Annotated in this window: 16 protein-coding genes and 1 tRNA gene; 7 read left to right on the forward strand and 10 right to left on the reverse strand. The window is 50.3% G+C overall.

Features of this window, described 5'->3' with window-relative positions; translation table 11 throughout:
• Positions 1 to 121 precede the first annotated feature (121 nt).
• Positions 122 to 502: a VOC family protein gene (locus tag AMJAP_RS00595; protein WP_019621121.1), complete on the reverse strand. Its 381-nt coding sequence runs from the start codon at positions 500 to 502 to the stop codon at positions 122 to 124.
• A gap of 459 nt (positions 503 to 961) precedes the next feature.
• Here AMJAP_RS00595 and AMJAP_RS00600 point away from each other — a divergent pair, with 459 nt between their 5' ends.
• On the forward strand, positions 962 to 1,525 hold the full coding sequence (locus AMJAP_RS00600; RefSeq protein ID WP_019621120.1) for an HD domain-containing protein: 564 nt from the start codon (positions 962 to 964) through the stop codon (positions 1,523 to 1,525).
• Positions 1,526 to 1,792: 267 nt separating this feature from the next.
• On the opposite strand, the gene AMJAP_RS00605 is transcribed toward AMJAP_RS00600, so the two are convergent.
• The 4 genes from AMJAP_RS00605 to AMJAP_RS00620 form a co-directional block, all read right to left on the reverse strand.
• Positions 1,793 to 1,868, reverse strand: a tRNA-Phe gene (locus tag AMJAP_RS00605).
• Positions 1,869 to 1,963: 95 nt separating this feature from the next.
• The gene (locus tag AMJAP_RS00610; protein ID WP_026340040.1) at positions 1,964 to 2,236 is read right to left on the reverse strand and encodes an oxidative damage protection protein; all 273 of its coding nucleotides are present in this window, start codon (positions 2,234 to 2,236) and stop codon (positions 1,964 to 1,966) included.
• 57 nt (positions 2,237 to 2,293) lie between these two features.
• The gene (gene mutY, locus AMJAP_RS00615) at positions 2,294 to 3,355 is read right to left on the reverse strand and encodes an A/G-specific adenine glycosylase (RefSeq protein WP_019621118.1); all 1,062 of its coding nucleotides are present in this window, start codon (positions 3,353 to 3,355) and stop codon (positions 2,294 to 2,296) included.
• Between the two features lie 13 nt (positions 3,356 to 3,368).
• Entirely contained in the window at positions 3,369 to 5,513 is a 2,145-nt protein-coding gene (locus AMJAP_RS00620; protein ID WP_019621117.1) for an AsmA family protein, read from the reverse strand.
• A gap of 237 nt (positions 5,514 to 5,750) precedes the next feature.
• On the opposite strand from AMJAP_RS00620, the gene hisB reads away from it, so the two are divergent.
• The 3 genes from hisB to hisF all read left to right on the forward strand — a co-directional run bounded on the left by hisB (position 5,751) and on the right by hisF (position 7,829).
• Entirely contained in the window at positions 5,751 to 6,344 is a 594-nt protein-coding gene (gene hisB / locus AMJAP_RS00625; protein ID WP_019621116.1) for an imidazoleglycerol-phosphate dehydratase HisB, read from the forward strand.
• Positions 6,345 to 6,992, forward strand: coding sequence for an imidazole glycerol phosphate synthase subunit HisH (gene hisH, locus AMJAP_RS00630; RefSeq protein ID WP_019621115.1), 648 nt, complete (start codon positions 6,345 to 6,347; stop codon positions 6,990 to 6,992).
• 63 nt (positions 6,993 to 7,055) lie between these two features.
• A complete protein-coding gene (gene hisF, locus AMJAP_RS00635; RefSeq protein ID WP_019621114.1) occupies positions 7,056 to 7,829 on the forward strand; it encodes an imidazole glycerol phosphate synthase subunit HisF in 774 nt (257 codons plus the stop codon).
• 178 nt (positions 7,830 to 8,007) lie between these two features.
• Here hisF and AMJAP_RS00640 read toward each other — a convergent pair whose 3' ends face one another.
• Both AMJAP_RS00640 and AMJAP_RS00645 read right to left on the reverse strand, forming a co-directional pair.
• The gene (locus tag AMJAP_RS00640; protein ID WP_019621113.1) at positions 8,008 to 9,207 is read right to left on the reverse strand and encodes an amino acid aminotransferase; all 1,200 of its coding nucleotides are present in this window, start codon (positions 9,205 to 9,207) and stop codon (positions 8,008 to 8,010) included.
• A 30-nt stretch (positions 9,208 to 9,237) separates the two neighbouring features.
• Positions 9,238 to 12,765: an indolepyruvate ferredoxin oxidoreductase family protein gene (locus AMJAP_RS00645; RefSeq protein ID WP_019621112.1), complete on the reverse strand. Its 3,528-nt coding sequence runs from the start codon at positions 12,763 to 12,765 to the stop codon at positions 9,238 to 9,240.
• A gap of 214 nt (positions 12,766 to 12,979) precedes the next feature.
• On the opposite strand from AMJAP_RS00645, the gene AMJAP_RS00650 reads away from it, so the two are divergent.
• On the forward strand, positions 12,980 to 13,450 hold the full coding sequence (locus AMJAP_RS00650; RefSeq protein ID WP_019621111.1) for an Lrp/AsnC family transcriptional regulator: 471 nt from the start codon (positions 12,980 to 12,982) through the stop codon (positions 13,448 to 13,450).
• A gap of 148 nt (positions 13,451 to 13,598) precedes the next feature.
• Here the strand turns inward: AMJAP_RS00650 and AMJAP_RS00655 are convergent, their stop codons facing one another.
• The 3 genes from AMJAP_RS00655 to elbB all read right to left on the reverse strand — a co-directional run bounded on the left by AMJAP_RS00655 (position 13,599) and on the right by elbB (position 17,641).
• Complete coding sequence (locus AMJAP_RS00655; RefSeq protein ID WP_169336943.1) at positions 13,599 to 14,831, reverse strand: GGDEF domain-containing protein; 1,233 nt, start codon at positions 14,829 to 14,831, stop codon at positions 13,599 to 13,601.
• 283 nt (positions 14,832 to 15,114) lie between these two features.
• The gene (locus AMJAP_RS00660) at positions 15,115 to 16,872 is read right to left on the reverse strand and encodes a putative bifunctional diguanylate cyclase/phosphodiesterase (protein ID WP_019621109.1); all 1,758 of its coding nucleotides are present in this window, start codon (positions 16,870 to 16,872) and stop codon (positions 15,115 to 15,117) included.
• Between the two features lie 112 nt (positions 16,873 to 16,984).
• Positions 16,985 to 17,641: an isoprenoid biosynthesis glyoxalase ElbB gene (elbB, locus tag AMJAP_RS00665; protein WP_019621108.1), complete on the reverse strand. Its 657-nt coding sequence runs from the start codon at positions 17,639 to 17,641 to the stop codon at positions 16,985 to 16,987.
• Between the two features lie 199 nt (positions 17,642 to 17,840).
• Between elbB and hemB the strand changes: the two genes are divergently transcribed.
• Both hemB and ppk1 read left to right on the forward strand, forming a co-directional pair.
• Positions 17,841 to 18,851 carry a porphobilinogen synthase gene (hemB, locus tag AMJAP_RS00670; protein WP_019621107.1) on the forward strand — a complete coding sequence of 337 codons (1,011 nt, stop codon included), beginning with the start codon at positions 17,841 to 17,843 and terminating at the stop codon, positions 18,849 to 18,851.
• Between the two features lie 54 nt (positions 18,852 to 18,905).
• Positions 18,906 to 21,131 (forward strand): polyphosphate kinase 1, encoded by a 2,226-nt coding sequence (ppk1, locus tag AMJAP_RS00675; protein WP_019621106.1) that lies wholly within the window; start codon positions 18,906 to 18,908, stop codon positions 21,129 to 21,131.
• Positions 21,132 to 21,134 lie beyond the last annotated feature (3 nt).

A 21,134-nucleotide genomic window follows, 5' to 3' on the forward strand; every position in this document is an offset into this window, starting at 1 on the left:
TAGTTATCCACAGCGACTCATTATTCGCGAGGACTGATTCTTCCCCGCGATATTTCAGGAAATACTTTCGACTTACGGTTGCGAGGGGTCGATTAGCTGTCCGGATGAAGTTGAGCTGTGGTCAGCCCATTCGTCGAAGAGCGCATATCTTGTTGCCGGAGGGGTCAAGTAAATACGCCAGGTAAAGATCTCCATTCGGATTATTACGTATGCCAGGAGCATCCTCACATGTAGAGCCTCCATTGGCGATCCCTGCCGCATGCCAGGCATCAGCCGCCGCAGTTGTTTCGGCTGTAAAACCAATCGTACTGCCATTACCGCGGCTGGCGGCTTCACCATCAAGAGGTTTGGTGATGGCAAAGACGCCGCTTTCGCTACGGTAGTAACAACGGTCTTCAGTGCTCATCACACCAGGCTCGTAGCCCAAAGCGCCTAAAACCGCATCGTAAAAAGTCTTCGACGCTTGAATATCGTCGGCACCAACCATGATATGACTGAACATGTCTGAAATCCTCGGTAATAAGTGTAATCGGTCAAAAATTAGCTAGATCCAGAGTACCGGTCAATTGCAGCAAGAGCTACTGCTTAGTCGGCGAAGATTGAACGGTTTCAGCTGGCCCGAGGTTCGCTGTTGCGGCTATTAATTCGCCTATCGTCTAATTCTGTTTCTAAGTTCCAATGCTCGACAGCGAAGAAGGGAAGTTAGGTTGTGTTAGTAAGGTACTCCACGTGGATTTTAAAAATTAAAGACACAATTATCTTCCTTTGTGTTCGCTGTGGTAAAAGTACTTCGCTCTTTCTTTAGTAAAGACTCACCACAGAGGGCACGGAGGACATAGCGATAAAGGTATGATTGGAAGTAAAGTGCTGAAAAGGTAAGGCGGGTAGTGAAATGTTACAGTTCAGCCAACTATCAATTACTCCCACGCTGTTAATTGGAGATCCAAACTAAGGAAATAAAATGATACAAAATTGGTCACAAGATCACTATGTTAAAGCCTGGGACTTCGCCACTATGGCGCATGAAGGGCAAGCGTATGGAGGTCCAATAGAAGGCCAGCGTATACCTTATATTAACCATATAGGGAGCGTTACCATGGAATTAATATGTGGTCTGAATTCTAATGCCAGCCTTAATGGAAATCTCGCAATTCAATGTGCACTGTTACATGACGTATTAGAGGATACTGATGTTGATTTCAGAACAATTGAATCTATTTTCGGCTTAGATGTAGCTCAAGGTGTTAGTGCCCTTTCAAAGGATGAACGGCTTCCAACGAAGAGAGAACAGATGCTCGATTCCTTAAAAAGGATCAAGCTACAACCCAGAGAAGTCTGGATGGTGAAGCTAGCTGATAGGATTACCAATCTCTCAGAGCCCCCTGCTTATTGGACTGATGAAAAACGAGCAGCCTATAGAGAGGAAGCCTTATTGATACACAAAGAGCTTCATGAAGCGGATGAACTACTATCCAAAAGGCTGTTGGAGAAAGCTGAGTCATACAAACAATATATAAAGACGTAAAGAAATCGAATACGGTTCGTGTTTCGCCCTGCGATATTCCAGACACAAAAAAGCCCCACTATGAAGCGAGGCTTAGTTGAGTCCTGTAAGTGGTGCCCGGAGGCGGAGCAATGGCCGAAGGTCATTACAACATCGCCGTTCTTGGGCGATGGCCCGAAGGGGAGGAGCGAAGCGACGAATAATCGAATACGGTTCGTGTTTCGCCCTGCGATATTTCAGACACAAAAAAGCCCCACTATGAAGCGAGGCTTAATTGAGTCCTGTAAGTGGTGCCCGGAGGCGGAATCGAACCACCGACACGAGGATTTTCAATCCTCTGCTCTACCGACTGAGCTATCCGGGCAAACAGGAGGTGCGTATTAAACTGATTTCAGGCTTCGGTGTCAACAAGCATACTGAATTTAATCGATTTTATTTCACCGACAGGGGTTTAATCGCTTATTTTGACGGCGGAACATAGCCTTCGGCTTTCTCGTAGTCTTCGCCATCCATGAACTTTTGCATCTCTTGCTGCAGGAATTCACGGGTTGATGGGTCCATCATGCTCAGGTGTTTCTCGTTGATCAGCATCGTTTGGTGGTTGGTCCATTCGGTCCAGGCTTTTTTCGAAATGGTATCGAATACCTGCTGGCCTTTTTCGCCTGGGTAAGGCGGATGTGCGAGTCCTTCCAGTTCCTCTTTGTACTTGCGACACATTACGGTGCGAGTCATCTTTTTCTCCAACATTGTTCAGGGCGTTACTCAATGCTGCTTTCTGAATTTAGAAGCTTAGCTCTTAAGTTTACCCAGTAATTTTTTCACGGGGGCGGCCAGGCCGACCTTCTGAGGTTGGTGCAAGTTATACCAGAGAGTGGCTGGCTGTTCCATGACATGATTTGTAAGGTCTTTATTCTGTTCTTTATCTAACAGGGAGACCTGTACCGGGGTGATGTCCAGATGGAAATGGCTGAAGGTGTGTCTGACCGGTTCTAGCGCTGTGGCGCTGTCAGGGTCGACTGGCAGACCTGTTTCCTGTGCTGCATCGCGCAGATCAGAGGTTTCTGGCAGACTCCACAGCCCGCCCCAGATTCCTGTAGGGGGGCGTTGGCGCAACAACACTTGTCCCTGCTCATCCCGAATGAGCAGCATGAGTGTCTGTTTAACCGGTATGACTTTCTTCGGTTTAGACACGGGAAGTTCATTGGCGCGACCCTGCATATGAGCCTGACAGCCTTTCTGCAGGGGGCAGAGCAGACAGGCAGGTTTGCTGCGGGTACAGAGTGTCGCTCCCATGTCCATCATCGCCTGGGTGTAATCAGCCACCCGTTTCGAGGGAGTGTTTTGTTCGGCGTAAAGCCAGAGTTGTTTAATATTCTCAGTGGTGCCGGGCCAGCCATCGATTGCATAGTAGCGGGCCAGGACCCGCTTAACATTACCATCGAGAATTGCTGCCCGTTTACCGGTGGAAATCGATAGTATCGCTCCGGCTGTGGAGCGTCCGATTCCGGGTAGTTGCTCTAGTTCTTCAACTGTTTCTGGGAACTGGCCGGCAAAGTCCTGGCTGATGATCCTGGCGGTTTTATGCAGATTGCGGGCGCGGGCGTAGTAGCCCAGCCCTGTCCAGAGGTGCAAGACTTCGTCCTGATCGGCCGCCGCCAGCTTTTCAACGGTGGGGAACTGCTCCCGGAATCGTTCAAAATAGGGGATCACCGTAGCAACCTGAGTCTGCTGTAGCATGATCTCAGAGAGCCAGGTGAAGTAGGCCGTTTTGTTTTCCTGCCAGGGCAGGTCGTGACGGCCGCACTGATCAAACCAGACCAGTACGGCATTGGCAAATTGCCCTGGGTTCATAGGGAAGAGTTCATTAGTTACCGAACAGACCTTTGAGTAGTTTTTTTGCGCCACTTTCTTCGCCGTCTTGTCCACCACCCAGCTGTTTCATGAGTTCGGCTTCAACTTTTTTCTTGGCTTTTTGTTTGATTAGTTCTTTCAGCACGCTGGCGTCGGGACGACAGAGTTTAGCCGGTTCAGTATCGAAACTGCCTTTGCAGTTAACCGGCCATTCAACCCCTTCCAGGTTGTTATTGACGGCACAGGTCTGTTTAAACAGGTTTTCTTCGATGGTCAGGCCAAGGCGGTAATCCAGGTTTTGCGCCGGCAGACTGACTTTGCCCTTGCCCCGCAGGCTGATAGCGTCCAGTTTGGTAATCAGATCCTGGTTACTGACTACGCCGTTGGTGAACTTAAAGTTACTGCTCAGGTCGGCGAACGGGGTCGAACGATCAACCTGATCAGCAGTCGAGCCAAGTGCTGCAACGTTGTTAAAGCCCTGACAGATAGTCTGGGCGATATCGATCCCTTTGATCTCGCCGTTCGGCATAGTGACTTTAGCGTTACCGTTAAGGCTGTTTATGATCGCGTGTACTGACTCGCCCCGCGCGGTGATGTTCGATTGAGTGTTGAAGGTGCCGGTCAGGCGGTCAACGTCGGCCATGTCCTGCAGCAGATCACCGATCTGAATGCCCGTGATGTTTTTCTTCACCGTCAGTTTTGTCGGTGATTTTCGGACATCGACTACAACCGAGTTGCGAAGTGTACCGCTGTACATGTCAGCATTGATCTTGCTGATGTTGACCAACCCGCCGTGGGCGCTGGTTTCCAGCTCAAGATTGCTCAGGGTAAGGCCGTTAATCAACAGCGTTGTCAGCCCCAGATCAACATCTATTTCCAGCCCTTTAAGGAGTTCTACAGGTATCACGGGCTCTTTAGAATAGCCGGTGGATTTGGCAGAGGTATCACCGGAAGAAGCGGTTTGTGCTGGTTGTTCCTTAGAGGGAGGCAGGTAACGGTCGGCGTTCAGTTTATCGCCTTGTAAATTGAAGGCGATAGAACCGTTTGCCATATTCATGGCGAAGTTGCCGTTGAACTGTGTGTCATCCAGTGTCAGATTCATCTTGTTCAGGCCGAGCGTGTTAGGGGCTCCGCCAAGCTCTGCATCGAAGCTGATCGCTTTCAGGACACCGGTATCGGTCGTTTCAATTGCTGGCTGTCCCAGTGCTACCAGTAGCTCCTGCAGGCTGAACTGGCTGACTTTCAGGTTGCCGGTAATGACCGGTTTGCTGAAGCTCTTAACCTGGACATCGCCGCTGGCGGACAGGTTGGCTGCCGTTAGGCTCATCCCTTTCAGGCTGGCGGTTTCAGTATTCAGATCGCTTTCAATGTCGGTATTTAGTTTTACACTAACGGTTTTTCCGTTGAACGCGACGCCGGTCAGGCCAAGGGTGCTTTCCAGGCCTTTAATCTGATACTGCTGATTCTCCAGATCGAGGAGGAACTCTGCAGAAAGGGCTGCGTCGACGGTCAGCTGAAGCTGTTCGGCCAGATATTGTTCTGCCTGGAAGCTAAGCTCTGCCGGGAATAACTGACCGGTAGTGACTTTACCGGAGGTCATAGTGAAGTTTTTCAGCAGAACTTTGCTGCCGAGCCCTGCATCGCTGTAACTGATATTACCGTTGGTGATGGCGATGCTTTCGATGTCCAGTGCGATAGCCGCGCCACCGCTGGCCTCAGCAGTACCGGGAGTGCTCTGTTCGATATTGCCAGAGGCTGCTTTACCCGCACCAGAGACTGCCCAGTTGGTGCTGCCGTCCTGGTTTTTTTCCAGATTCAGGGTCAGACCATCTAAAAGAATGCTGCTCATCTTGACGTTGCCGGATAGCAGGGCCGGTAGCTCTACGGAAACTTGTGCCTGGTTCAGCTCCGCCAGTTGTGGCTGGCCGGGATAATTCACTTTAATCTGGTTAATTTCTATACCCAGCCAAGGGAAGACAGACCAGCCCAGATCGCCATTGATCTCCAGTTGTACGCCGCCTTTCTCAAGCGCTAGTTTTTTGATCTCCGGCTTAAACTCATTCGGATCGAAGAACATACCCAGCAAGACCCCGCCTGCAACAACGACGATGAGTAGCAGGGCAACAATACCACCAAAAATTTTTAACAGCGTTTTCATCACTTCTCCTTGGACCATCCGTCTATCAGGCAGATTAGCCGGTAAAACATATCTCTCGGTAACACCGCGTTAGTAAAAACGAGTATTAACAGCATAGTAGCAGAACGATTTTACAGACCAAAGATTAACCGCAAATGAAATCAGTAAGTTGGGATGAGTTTCAGAGCATGCCTTAGGGCTGTATTGAATGTATAATGCCTGCTTTGTTTGACTAATATAACCATCGCGGAGAAGAGCATGGCTGAACGGAAAGCCACCGTCACCCGTAATACCCTGGAAACCAAAATCACTGTGTCTGTGAATTTGGATGGCAGCGGTAAGCTGAATGCCGATACCGGCGTTCCTTTTCTTGAGCACATGCTGGATCAGATCGCCCGCCACGGCTTGATTGATCTGGATATCGTTGCCAAGGGTGACAATCACATTGATGATCACCACACCGTTGAAGATATCGGTATTACTCTGGGCCAGGCGTTTGCTCAGGCAGTGGGTGATAAGAAAGGCATTCTTCGATACGGGCATGCTTATTGTCCGCTGGATGAGGCTTTGTCGCGGGTTGTGATCGACTTTTCCGGTCGTCCGGGGCTGGATATGAATGTTGAGTTCACCCGCGCCAGTATCGGTCGCTTTGATACGCAACTGTTCTGGGAGTTTTTCCAGGGCTTTGTGAATCATGCCGGCGTGACGCTGCACATCGATAACCTGAAAGGTTTCAATGCTCACCACCAGGCGGAAACGATCTTTAAAGCCTTTGGTCGTGCGGTACGCGGCGCCTTGACGATAGATCAGCGGGCTGCTGATCAGATGCCGTCGACAAAGGGATCGCTGTAAATGAGTAGTGTTGCAGTCATCGATTACGGTATGGGGAATCTGCACTCGGTTGCTAAGGCGCTGGAGCATGTTATGCCCGGCGTTGAAGTGTTGGTGACCAATGATCCTGAGAAAGTTCGTAATGCTGACCGGGTTTTACTGCCCGGCGTTGGGGCTATTCGGGATTGTATGGCAGAGATTCGTCGTCTGGGTGTTGATAAAGAGGTTGCTGAAGCGATCGCTTCTGGCAAACCTTTTCTGGGGATCTGTGTCGGCTATCAGGCGTTGATGCAACTGTCTGAAGAGAATGCCGGTGTTGATTGCCTGGGGCATTTTGATGGCAGGGTACGTTACTTTGGTGACGAGCTGAAAGAAGCCGATGGCGAGCGCTTGAAAGTGCCGCACATGGGCTGGAATGAAGTGCATCAAACCTTTGATCACCCGCTATGGGAAGGTATTGAAGACGGCAGCCGTTTCTATTTCGTGCACAGCTACTATGTGGATGCTGTGGATAAATCTTTGGTGTCCGGTAACTGTCATTACGGTGTTGATTTCGATGTGGCTATCGCGAGAGATAATGTTTTTGCGACTCAGTTCCACCCGGAGAAAAGCCATACTGTTGGGTTGCAGTTGTTAAAGAACTTCCTTAACTGGGATGGCAAGGTCTGATCTGCCGGCTCATTTAAGCTCAACCCACGTTATAATATTCATATCAGTTTTATAGGTAATACCATGGCTCTGGCAAAACGCATTATCCCCTGTCTGGATGTAGAAAACGGCCGCGTTGTTAAAGGGGTTCAGTTTCTTGATATTCGTGATGCCGGGGACCCGGTAGAAGTGGCTAAACGTTACGATGAACAGGGCGCTGATGAGATTACCTTCCTTGATATCACCGCGACCCATGAAGGCCGGGATACCATGGTTCACACTGTCGAGCGAATGGCATCGCAGGTGTTTATTCCGCTGACAGTGGGTGGTGGCATCCGTACGGTGGATGATATTCGTACTATGTTGAATGCCGGTGCAGATAAAGTGTCCATCAACAGTGCTGCGGTCTTTAATCCAGATTTTGTCCGTGAAGCGGCAGATAAGTTTGGCTCCCAGTGTATCGTGGTCGCGATCGATGCTAAGAAAGTCTCTGCAGAGGGCGAGGTCGATAAGTGGGAGATCTTTACTCACGGTGGCCGAAAGCCAACGGGTATCGATGCCGTTGAGTGGGCTAAGAAGATGGTTGAGCTGGGCGCCGGAGAGATTTTGCTGACCTCAATGGATCAGGACGGCGTTAAAAATGGATATGACATAGGGGTTACCCGGGCGATCAGTGACGCGGTTAATGTGCCTATTATCGCATCCGGTGGTGTGGGTAATCTGGATCATCTGGTTGAGGGTTGTATTGAGGGTAAGGCGGATGCCGTGTTGGCTGCATCGATCTTCCACTTTAATGAATACAGTATTCCTGAAGCGAAGCAGTACATGAAAGAGCGGGGCATCGAAGTTCGTCTCTGATATTAGTGGATAACGACTAAGGCTGGTGCGAATATTTCAGCCTGTTATCTGTGGATGTCAGGAACTTGTTGGCAGCTTCTCGTATAAAAGCCCGGTAACAGACCTGTTATCGGGCTTTGTTTTTTTAAACGGTGTGTAAAATTTCGTAACCCTTTCGGTTGCTGATACGGGGGCGGAGCTAGCGGGCGCTTAACACCTTAGCCAGGGCCGATACAAAATAATCCATGCTGCTTTGGTTCAGCCCGGCAATATTCATACGGCTGGAGTTGATCATGTAGATGCTGTAGTCCTGGCGTAGCTGCTCGACCTGTTGCGGGCTGATACCAAGGAAGGAAAACATGCCAAACTGGTGCTGGATAAAGGTGAAATCACCCTCAATATCGGACGCTGTGATCGCGGAAACCAACTGTTGGCGCAGCCCCTGAATCCGCTCACGCATAGATGCCAGTTCGCATTTCCAGGACAGCGTCAGGCCAGTATCTGCAAGAATAGTTTCCACGATAGCCGCGCCATGAGCTGGTGGCATAGAGTAGTGACTACGGATTTTGCTGAACAGCTGACTGCCTGCGGTTTCCGCTTGCGCAGGGTTAGCGGCAATAATAAACAGGGTGCCGGTGCGCTCACGGTAGAGACCGAAGTTTTTTGAGCAGGATGTGGCTACCAGCATCTCCGGAAAATGTTCCGCCAACAGGCGTACCCCGAAGGCATCCTGTTCGAGACCGTTGCCCAGCCCCTGATAAGCCATATCGACGAAAGGGATCAGCCCCTTACGCGCCATCAGATCTGCCACCGCCTGCCACTGTGCCGGATTCAGATCAGCTCCGCTGGGGTTGTGGCAACAACCATGCAGCAGGACAAAGTCCCCTGCGTGAGCCTGCTCCAGGGTCTGCAGCATTGCTTCAAACTGAATGCCTTTGGTTGCGTAGTCATAATAGGGATACTCTGCGATCTCCAGGCCTGCACCCGTCAGCAGAGGGGCATGATTGGCCCAGGTTGGCAGACTCACCCAGACGCGGCTCTTCTGGCTGCAGCCGCGGAGGAATTCGGCACCCATTCGCAGCGCTCCGCAGCCCCCCGGGGTTTGTGCTGAGATGATACGCTGATCTTTGAGCGCAGGGTGCTCTGTGCCAAACACCAGAGCGCTCGCTAAGTGATTATACTCAGCGGTACCAGCCGGTGCGGTGTAGCTTTTACTTTGCTCGGACGTCAGTAAGCGACTCTCGGCCTCTTTAACGGCTCCTATGATCGGGGTATTACCCTGCTCATCTTTATAAACACCGATGCCGAGATCGAGTTTATGTGGATGGGTATCGACTCTGTATTCCCCGAGTAAGGACAGAATCGGGTCCTGTGGCAGCGGTTGTAAGTGTTCAAACATAGCGATCTCCTGACCTGTTCCCGATAGCGCTTAAACGCTGTCCTGATTGAGTTGTTGAGACAGAGACTGAGACCGCGCTTGTGCTTCTTTGATCGCCAGCTCTTTGACTTGTCCGAAGCCGCGGATCTCCGCAGGTACTGCGGCCAGTTCAATTGCCGTCGAGAGATTATCCGGCGTAAGAGACCGACTCAGTTCGTTGATCAGGGTGATATATTCATCGCGCAACTGTCGTTCAAGTTTACGCTCAGGGTGGTAGCCGAACAGATCCAGAGGGGTGCCCCGCAGACGACGCATCTGCGCCAGCATACCCAGTCCTTTCAATATCCAGGGACCAAACTGCATTTTCTTTGGACGCCCCTGGCTATCACGCTTACGTGCCAGCAATGGTGGTGCCATATTAAATTTAATACGGTAATCCCCGGTGAACGTTTGGGCGACTTCCTGCAGGAAACCTGTGTCGGTATAAAGACGGGCTACTTCATATTCATCTTTGTACGCCATCAGGCGGAACAGCTGTGTTGCAACCTGCTCGGACAGTTCAGTGCTGTTAACTGACAGAGACTGCTCCGCATCAGTAATCTGTTTAACCAGTGACTGATAGCGTCCGGCATAAGCGGTATTCTGGTAGCGGCTGAGAAACTCTGTATTACGTTCCACTTTTTGCTGCAACGTTAATGCTGGTGGCGGAGTGTGCCCACCGGCGGCCTGTTCTACAAAGGCAGGATCAACCGCCGCGAGGCGGCCCCAGTTAAACGCAGTCTGGTTTTTCTCAATCGCTACGCCGTTCATCTCTATGGCTTTTAGCAGAGCGGTTAGTGAAACCGGCACCAGACCCTGTTGCCAGGCGAAGCCCAGCATCATGACATTGGAGAAAACGGTATCGCCCAGCAGAGCTTCCGCGAGGCGGTTGGCATCTATCGACGCGAGACGATCATCGCCAAGGGCCTCGTTGAGGATACGTGTCCGACGGGTGGATTCCATATCTGCATCCCGATAGAGCACGTTGTCTGCAGTGGCTATTTCGGCCAGATTGAGTACGGCACGGCTATGATCCTTACGTAATACGGTGAGTGCCTTATCGGTCGTCGCCACCACCATGTCACAGGCAATCATCGCATCTGCCTGGCCGGTTTCAATCCGAACCTGATGGATCGCGTCTGGTTCAGGTGCCAGACGAACATAACTCAGCACGGTTCCTCCTTTCTGTGCAAAGCCCATAAAATCCAGCACGGTGGCTCCTTTGGATTCCAGGTGTGCGGCCATAGTGATCAGTGCGCCAACGGTTACGATGCCGGTACCACCGACGCCGCCAACCAGCAGGTTGTAGCAACCAGTCAGGGGCGTTTGCTGCGGCTGAGGCAGACTGGAGATTTTCTGATGGAAGGCTTCTCCTGTAGCGACGCCAGCTCCTTTACGTAATGCACCACCTTCAATGGTGACAAAGCTCGGACAGAAACCCTCAACACAGGAGAAATCCTTATTACAGGAGGACTGATCTATACGGCGCTTACGCCCCTGTTCCGTCTCGCGGGGGATCACGGAAAGGCAGTTAGACTGTGTTGAACAATCGCCACAGCCTTCACAGACATTGTGGTTGATAAAGGCTCGTTTCTGCGGGTCAGGGAACTGCCCACGTTTACGTCGGCGCCGTTTTTCGGCGGCACAGGTCTGATCGAAGATCAGTACCGTTACCCCCGCTATTTCACGGAATTCTCGCTGTACAACATCCAGCTCCAGACGGTCGTGGAAGGTTGCCGCAGAGGGAAAGATGCTCTTGTCGCTGTATTTCTCCGGTTCATCACTGAGGATTGCGATACGCTTTACACCTTCAGCATGCACCTGATTGGCAATTGCCGGTACGGTAATGACGCCATCAACCGGTTGACCGCCGGTCATTGCGACTGCGTCATTAAATAGAATCTTGTAAGTAATGTTGGTGTTGGCAGCGACGGACTGACGGATTGCCAGTGTGCCTGAATGGAAGTAGGTTCCCTCTCCCAGGTTTTGGAAGATATGTTTATTTTTCAGATAGCGCGATTTCGATATCCAGTTAACGCCTTCTCCACCCATCTGAGTCAGGGATTCGGTATGCCGTCCCATCCAGGTAGCCATAACATGGCAGCCGATACCTGCTTGAGCCTTACTGCCATCAGGCACTTTAGTGGAGGTGTTGTGTGGGCAGCCGGAGCAGAAATAGGGTAATCGGCGCACCCCTTGTGGGTCACATACATCACTGCCACGGACCCCGATATCTGCCAGCTGCTCCCGGAAATTTTCACCGAGTAATTGGGTAATTCGGTCAGCAACCACTTTCGCCAACATATTCGGGCTAAGTTCACCTACATAGGGGACTAGTGGGCTCCCCTGTTCGTCATGCTTACCCACTATCCGGACTTGAATGGTCTCATCGGGAGCCGATAGGTGTTCTTTGATCTGACTTTCGATAATTCCGCGTTTTTCTTCAATGACCAGAACTTCCTCTTTACCGCGGATGAAGTTCATAGCCCCCTGTTTTTCCAGCGGCCAGACCAGGCCTACCTTATAAATATCAATGCCAAGAGTTCGAAGTTTCTCTTCATCCAGCCCCAGCATCTTTAGCGCGGCCATCAGATCCAAATGTGCTTTACCGGTGGTGATGATACCCATGCGTGCTTGTTTGAGGTTATACAGGCATCGGTCCAGTGGGTTAGTGCGGGCAAAGGCCGCTACTGCTTCAAGCTTTTCTTCTATCCGGGTCTCCATTTGCGGTCCGGGCAGATCCGGCCAGCGATAGTGCAGCCCATCTTCGGGTGCAGTGTAATCCTGGGGGGTAGTAAATTGCGGTAACTCAGCAATGTCGACCGAGGCGGCGCTTTCGACTGTTTCTGAAATCGCCTTGAATCCGACCCAGGTGCCACTGAAGCGTGATAACGCGATGCCCCACAGGCCGAATTCGAAATACTCTGAAATGTTGGCCGGATTGATCGTCGGCATAAAGAACGACATGAATGCCACATCAGACTGATGTGGCATACTCGAGGAAACACAGCCGTGATCATCACCAGCGACGACCAGAACGCCGCCGTGAGGCGAACTACCAAAGGCGTTACCGTGCTTAAGTGCGTCAGCTGCGCGATCTACACCCGGGCCTTTGCCGTACCAGATGGCAAAGACACCATCGACGTTTTTATCTTCTGCGGTTTCTACCTGTTGGCTTCCCAGTACCAGCGTTGCGCCCAGTTCTTCATTAACAGCAGGGATAAAGTCGATGTCCTGCGCCTGCAGGAGCTTTTTCGCCTGCCATAACGCCTGGTCATAGCCGCCCAGTGGCGAGCCTCGGTAGCCACTGATAAATCCAGCGGTATTGAGGTTGTTTTGTCGGTCCAGCTCTCGTTGCATCATTGGCAGACGAACCAATGCCTGGGTTCCGGTCAGAAAGACCCGCCCGGTCTTTCGCAGATAGCGGTCATTGAGGGCATAGCTGTCTAACTTTTGCGTCGTGGCAGCGTCGGGAAGGGACGTATCGATAGCGGCCAGGTCATTATTGCCCTGATCCAGGCTCTCGTCGTAATGGTTCATGCCATACACCTCAGTAATCGCTTTTATTGTTATACGAGGGGGGAGGTTTTATTGATCTAAATCAATTCCCCCATCTGATGACAAAAAGTGTATGATTTTTTTTGCGAAAGGTGCTTTCGAAATGTCTATGTATTTTGTCTAGATAAGAAAGAATCTTTAGATTTATTGTTGTTTAAATGAATAATCTTTTGTTTTGGTGTGGTTGTGTGAAATTATGACTGAAAAGCTAGATCGTTATGATCGCCATATTCTGGCTATTTTGCAGGATGATGGCCGTATCTCTAACCAGCAACTGGCAGATCAAGTGGGTCTTTCCTCTGCGGCCTGTTGGCGCCGGGTGAAAGTCCTGGATGAAAAAGGGATATTGAAAAAGCATACGGCGTTGGTTAGCCCAGAAGCGCTGGGTTATGACCTGTGTGTATTGGTGATGGTGACTCTGATTCGGCATCAGCAGGATGATGCCATTGAGTTTCAACAAGCCGTACAGGGCTACCCGGAAGTCTTACAGTGCTTTGCGGTAACCGGCGATGCCGATTATGTATTGAGGGTGATTGTTCAGAATATGGCCGCTTATGACAGCTTTTTGAATGAAAAGATCTTCAACCTGCCAGGGGTGAGTCAGGTGAGGTCTAACTTTGCTCTGCGTGAAATTAAAAATGAAACGGCGATTCCTATCGACCTGTAAAGGACGTTCGTGCTGAGAATTTAAAGCGCACTGTATGCTGAATTGTGCTTAGTCGAAGGCTTTTAAAGGCTCGTTTCTGATCATTTTTCTCAACCGTTGTCACAAAAATGCTCCGGTCATCCAGAGCTGTTCTGTTTCCCTGTGGGGTTTAGCTCTCGGCACCTAGTGGAGCAGGGTCCATTGTATAATTTTTCTCAATTCCTGCTGCAGGAAAATCAGGCCACAGTAATTGGGAATCGTTAATGCCCATGCTACGTGCCCGTCCCTGAATTTTTGCTGTATACATCCGGTGGTCGGCGAGTTCGACCAGAGTTTTCCAGTCATGGGCGTCGTCCGCCTGAATTTCAGCAATGCCGATGCTGGCGGTGACTTGCTTTCCGTCGGGTCGTAAGCCCAAACCCGCAGACATTATTCTGGAAATGACGTCGTTAGCTTCGTCGGGGGTTGCGGTGGGGAGAATTACGATGAATTCTTCGCCACCCCAGCGGATGACGCTGTCGCCTTTACGTACTGTCGCACAAAGCTGCTGCGCAGCAGCTTTTAGTACGACGTCTCCGGCGTCATGGCCGTAGATATCGTTGACGGATTTAAAATGGTCCAGATCGAGATAGAGGATTGATAGGTGGGTTTCACTCATGGTTGTCAGGCGATATTGCAGATCAAGCATCTCGATTCCTGCTCTGCGTGTTAGCAGGCCGGTAAGGACGTCATAGCTGGCGCGATTCACCTGCGAGAGCATATAGCGTAACTGGTTCAGTGAGGCGAACATCGCCACACCGAGAATCAGGGTAAACAACCAGATAGTCGAGACGGCCTGAGGGATTTCGTTATGGGTTTGCGGTATTGACGACAACACCACGACAGCAAGCATCGGTGCGGCGAATGAGAGAAGCTCCCGCAGCGTTAGGGGAAAAAGCGTCAGACCTGCAATCATGACAAAGGGGAGTAATGCGTAAAGCTCAGCAACAACCTGTTCCGTACCGGTGAGTTCATAGGCTTGTAGCCAATGATCGGATATTAAGTAGAAGAGCGGCGTGACGGCGAGCATTCCGGCTAATAAAAGCCGGGCGCGTTTGAGGTCGGGTTCTTTGCGCGCTTGCCAGGCTAAAAGTGCAAATGCTGTCGCTGAGATTACCCGGATTAAGAGTAACTCGCGCCATAGCTCGCCCGGTAGAAATAAAAGATCAATCAGTGACCAAACCGGTACTAATACAGCAAAAATTGCACAGAAGAAGAAAATCCGGCTCTGCATAATGGACGCGCGATGGCGCGAGATCGGCATACTGTGCTGTTTGTTGGTCAGCAGCTCGTATAGCTGATCAAGCGTATAGATACCTAATGATTCACTTAATGAGATATACATAGCGGTTACGTATTTCATCCTTTTCATCCGATATTGACCACTAATCAGACTGCACAATATAGACCTGTCGCGGCAGTAATCACGCCTTCATTTCAGAAAGAGTCTCTAAATTGATACAGGTCAAGAATTGCCCAAAGGCTGATCAGAGGAGGTAGCCTGGATTGATGAGTGAGTCGGTAACGCGCAAAATTGGCTTTAATTGAGGCTTGTTAATTCTTTGGCGAACGGAAAGTGCGTAGTGATTTGATGGTACAGCCTGCATGCCCGCGCCTGACAAGGGGGGAGTTGCTTGTGGAAATAATCAGAGCCTGTCTTTAGGCAGTTTGAACTGCAGTAGTTGATGAGCTTCTCGCTTAGCCTGTTGCTCCAACCGTTCCTGGAGTGCTTCTATACGCAGTGGTTCTGAGTAGAGATAACCCTGGCCAAAGCCACAGCCCAGATTGGTTAGCTCCTGCTGCTGGTAGGTTTCTTCGATCCCCTCTGAAACGGTGAGCAGGTTCATTGTTTTGGCCAGAGCCAGAATCGTTTCGATGACCGGTTTGGAGTTGTCCAGATCGCGAATAAAGCTACGATCAATCTTTACACCGTCTATGGGTAATCTGGCCAGGTAACTAAGGGAAGAGTAGCCGGTACCAAAGTCATCCATCCAGATACTGTATCCCGCATCTTTCCATTGGTTTAGCAGTGGCAGTGTATTGTCGATATCTTCCATCAAGCTGGTTTCGGTTATTTCAAGGCAGATGCGTTGATTGGGTGCGTCTACCTTTTTCAATGCTTCATCGACCAGTGCGGTTAATTCCGGCTTGTTCAGAATGGCGGACGAAATATTGATTGATAGCTTTGATGTATCACCCAGATCCGGCAAGGTTTTAAGTTCTGCCGATACGGTTTCAATGATCCAAACAGTTAAGGGGCCTATCTGATCGGATTCTTCAATGATGGGGATAAATGTTTCAGGCCCTAAACGGCCTCGTTTGGGGTGGTGCCAGCGTAACAGTGCTTCAGCGCCGATGATCTTTTTATTGTTAAGGTTTACGATCGGCTGATATTCAATATGTAACTGATTTTCAGCGATAGCGATGCTGATTCCCTGTTGAATCGCAACGCGTTCTTCTACCTGGCGATGCATTGCCGGGAGAAAATAACTCGCCCGGTTACGTCCGGCGCGCTTAGCTTCATACATGGCGATATCGGCATGCTTGAGCATTCGTTCCGCGCTGTTGGCATCGTCCGGATAAAGGGTGATGCCGATGCTGCATGACAACGAAAAGTGTTTGTCATCGATGCTGAAAGGTTGTTGTAACGCGTCAATAATTCGCTGGCTCAGTTGCTCTGTTTCTTCCACGCGCTGGATTTCTGGCAGCATGATGGCAAACTCATCGCCCCCCGGACGGGAGAGCAACAGATCTTCCGGAAAAGGGAGCTCACGGTGACTGATCTGTTGGTTGACCTGTAGTAACAGGCGCTGAGTTATCTCTTTGAGGATCTGGTCGCCTTGTTCGTGGCCTAATGAATCATTTACCTGCTTGAAATGATCCAGATCGATATAGAGCAGGGCTATTCTGCTTTCATGTTTGCGGGCCCAAAGGATTAGCTTTCGCAGCTCTTGATAAAGCCCACTACGATTCGGTAAACCGGTTAAGGGGTCTCGATAGGCCATCAGTTCCATCTGTTGATGGCTCTCACTGAGGTGTTCCTGCATATCCTGTAATGCTTTACCCAGTTCGCTGAACTCGTCGTCGGTCTCCAGTTCAAAGCTGACAGGCTTACCTTCCAAACTATAATGCCGCGTTTTGGCCGTTAACTGGTGCAGAGGCTTTAATAGTTGTTGGGTCAGAAACCGGGAGAGGAAGAACGTGGGGAGCAACAATAGTATAAAGGCTGCAGTTAAAATGCCGACAGTAGTTGATGTGTCATTAAGCGTTTTATCTGGTGTTGTGAGTGATAGATTATAAAGGTCGCTGAGTAGATAAAGTGCAATTGCGAGCATGATTGCCGTCACACTGGCGGACAATAGTGTGATGATCAGGCTGATGCGCAGAGATAGTGAGCCGGCCATCAATGTTCCCCGGATGCCGCGGATAGGCAAAGGTAGCAGGTGAATTTCATTGATGGCATAGAACTACTCACTATCATATGGCATAAATTATCGTGCCTAATAATACCAGCGATCAGGAAAGTTGCAGCACCTTACTGACAAGTTTATTTATTCCGCTGGCCGCTTCACTGATATTGCCTGCCAACATATAGGCCGGTGTGGTGACTATGCGGCGCTGTTCATCAATGACGATACTGCTACTGTCGCAGTCCTGGTGACGGCCGCCCATCGCTTCAATTGCAGCCGCTGTGCTGGCATCATCGCCAATAGTGCACAGAGCTCCCTCGCCAAATAGCAAAGGGGTCATTGCCGGAGCGATACAGATCAGGCCGACGGGTTTACCAGCTTGATGGATGGCCTGAGCAAAGCGGATAAGGTCGGGATTAACTATGGCTTCGGCTCCTGCTACGGCAAAGTTACTCAGGTTCTTGGCTGCACCAAAGCCGCCGGGAATAATCAGTGCGTCATATTCTTCCGGATCAGCCTGAGCGAGGTTGATAATATCACCCCGGGCGAGACGCGCAGCCTCTATCAATACATTACGCTTTTGAGCAGGCATCTCTTCACCACTGAGATGGTTGATTACATGCATCTGCTCGATGTCAGGTGCCATACATTGATAGGAGGCCCCTTCCTGTTCAAGCGCTAATAAGGTCAGGACTGACTCATAGATTTCAGCACCATCATAAACCCCACAACCCGATAGAATTACAGCGACTTTTTTCATCATTAATGCTCCTGTTAGTCTGGCGGTTAATCGCCGTGGGGAGTGCTGATAAGCAGCGGCCGGTGAATCGCTACTGCGGACTCAGGATTTATCCCCCATAATCCCAAGTATAATGCTTTATTTATAAGCGTCACTAAGTGGCTTCTGTCATAATGTTGTAACTGTTTTCCGGTTAAATATCCGCTTCTGGAGGAAGATTTCTGTGTCATTTACTAATAGTCAGCGTTTTTTCCCTGAAACCCGCATGCGTCGTATGCGGGCCGATGATTTTTCCCGCCGCCTGATGCGGGAAACTGTTCTGACCCCTGATGATCTTATCTATCCGGTGTTTGTTATCGAAGGCGAAAATCAGCGTGAAGCTGTGCCTTCGATGCCGGGTGTTGAGCGCTTGAGTATTGACCTGCTGGTCAAGGAAGCCCGGGAGCTTGTTTCACTGGGAGTGCCCGCGGTAGCGCTGTTCCCGGTTACCCCGCTAAACGTAAAAACTGAATTGGCAGAAGAGGCCTACAATATTGACGGTCTTGCTCAGCGTGCGATCAGAGCACTAAAGAATGCCTGTCCAGAGCTGGGCGTGATGACCGATGTCGCTTTGGACCCGTTCACCACCCACGGGCAGGATGGCATTATCGATACCAATGGTTATGTTCTGAATGACCGCACGGTTGAAACGCTGGTGCGTCAGGCGTTGTCCCATGCTGAATCTGGCGCTGACATCGTTGCGCCGAGTGACATGATGGATGGTCGGATCGGTGCCATTCGCGAAGGGTTGGAGCTTAATGACCACGTTAATACCCGCATTATGGCATATGCTGCTAAGTATGCGAGCGCTTACTACGGACCTTTTCGGGATGCGGTAGGGTCTGCTGGAAATCTGGGTAAAGGTAATAAGTTTAATTATCAGATGGACCCCGCCAATAGCGATGAAGCTTTGCATGAGGTTGCGCTGGATCTGGCTGAAGGTGCCGATATGGTCATGGTTAAACCCGGGATGCCTTATCTGGATATTGTGCGCCGGGTAAAGCAGGAGCTGAAAGCACCAACTTTCGTGTATCAGGTCAGCGGTGAATACGCGATGCATATGGCGGCGTTTCAGAATGGCTGGCTGGATGAACGTAGTGTCATGATGGAATCTTTGGTCTGTATTAAGCGGGCAGGTTGCGATGGGATTCTGACCTATTTTGCCAAACGCGCTGCACAGCTATTGAATGAATAGGCTTGTGTAGCTCCAGGGAAAGAATAATTAAGTGAGGGTTAAAGGATTGCGGTTATGACTGAGCAGATCAAGGAACAGGCAGTAAAACAGGTTGTTGAGCCGGTAGTTGAAACGAAGGTTGAGTCAGCGGTTAGCCAAACTGCTGAACCGACGGCTGAGCAAAACGAAGCGTCAATTGCACTGGTGGAAAGTCGGGAAGCGATCGCCGTAACCGAGCCGGTACAAGAGTTACCACTCAACCTGAAAGCGCCTGAACTGTATATCAACCGCGAACTGAGCCATCTGCAGTTTAATATTCGGGTATTGGAGCAGGCGCTGGATGAAACCCATCCGCTGATGGAACGTTTGATGTTTCTGCTGATCTTTTCCAGCAACCTGGATGAATTCTTCGAAATTCGTGTTGCGGAATTGATGGGACAGCTGAAGTATAGCCGTGAATCGGTTGGTCCGGATGCTCTCCATCCGCAGGCCGTAATGAATCGGGTAGGTGAAATTTGTAGTGCGCAGGTCGAGCGGCAGTACAAAATTCTGAACGAGACTATCTTCCCGGAATTGGAAAAAGAGAATATTCATTTTCAGCGTCGCCGGGACTGGACCGATGAACAGATAGAGTGGATTCGCATCTTCTTTGAGGAAAAGGTGCAGCCGGTGGTCAGCCCAATCGGACTCGACCCCTCTCACCCTTTCCCCCGTCTGATCAACAAGAGCCTGAACTTTATTGTTGAACTGGATGGTAAGGATGCTTTTGGCCGGGAAAGTGGGATGGCCATTATTCCTGCGCCGCGCTCGCTGCCACGGTTGATCCGCTTGCCTGATAACCTGTGCGATGGCGGTGATAACCTGATCTTCCTGTCATCTATTATCCATGAGTTTGCCGATGAATTGTTCCCCGGTATGAAAGTGGAAGGCTGTTATCAGTTCCGTATCACCCGAAATGCCGACCTGACTTTTGATTCTGAAGAGGTGGAAGATCTCGCGCGTACGCTGCGGGGTGAGTTGCATTCACGGAAGTATGGTGATGCGGTGCGGCTGGAAATAGATCAGCGCACTCCGGAAGATTTGATTCGCTTCTTGTGGCGTGAGTTCAGTCTTGATGAGGCCCATACTTACCGGGTTGATGGGCCGGTTAACCTGACCCGAATGATGGCGCTCCGGGATCTGGTTGACGGTAAAAAACTGTGCTGGAAACCGTTTACACCGGGGATGTCGGGTAAATATAAGCAGAAGAATATTTTTGATGTGTTGCGTCAGAAAGATCAGCTGCTGCACCATCCTTTTCAGTCCTTTTCTCCGGTCGTCGATCTGCTGCGTCAGGCTGCTAAGGACCCTAAAGTACTGGCTATTAAACAGACTCTTTATCGCACTGGGGTGAACTCAGATATCGTTGATGCGCTGGTGGATGCGGCCCGAAGCGGAAAAGAAGTAACGGTTGTTATTGAACTACGGGCGCGATTCGATGAGGAATCAAACCTGCAATTGGCTGGCCGTTTGCAGGAAGCGGGAGCGTTGGTTGTTTATGGTGTAGTTGACTTCAAAACCCATGCGAAAATGATGCTGGTTGTACGGCGTGAAGAGGGTAAGCTGGTTCGCTATGCGCACCTGGGCACTGGCAATTATCACTCCGGTACTGCGCGGCTGTATACCGACTACAGCTATATGACCAGCGATGCCGATGTGGGCGAAGATGTACACAAGATTTTTCAGCAGCTTACTGGCATGGGTAAGATTCTACGGCTTAAGAAGCTACACAATGCACCGTTTACGCTTCATTCTCGTATGATTGAAATGATCGAACGGGAAGGCAAACATGGTGAACAGGGTCATATCATTGTCAAAATCAATGGTCTGACCGAGCCCCAATTAATTCGAGCGCTCTATCAGGCTTCCCAAAAAGGGGTGAAGATCGAGCTGATCGTGCGGGGAATGTGCCGTTTACGTCCCGGTATTGAGGGTATTTCTGAGAATATTTCAGTACGTTCAATTATTGGTCGTTTTCTGGAGCATACCCGGGTTTATTACTTTGGCAATAAAGGTAAGCCGGATGTGTTGTGCGCCAGCGCTGACTGGATGGAACGTAATATGCTTAACCGGGTAGAGACGGGCTTTCCATTGTCCGGAAAACTGGCAGACCGGGTTAAGCGTGATCTGGATCTTTATCTGGCTGATAACAGTCGAAGCTGGGAACTGCATTCTGATGGCAGTTACACACTGAATAAGCCGGGCGAAGATGAAGAACTTATCAGTGCTCAGGATACCTTACTAAAAGAGTTTGCCAGCTGATAA

The organism is Amphritea japonica ATCC BAA-1530 (assembly GCF_016592435.1).
Classification (GTDB): Bacteria; Pseudomonadota; Gammaproteobacteria; order Pseudomonadales; family Balneatricaceae; genus Amphritea; species Amphritea japonica.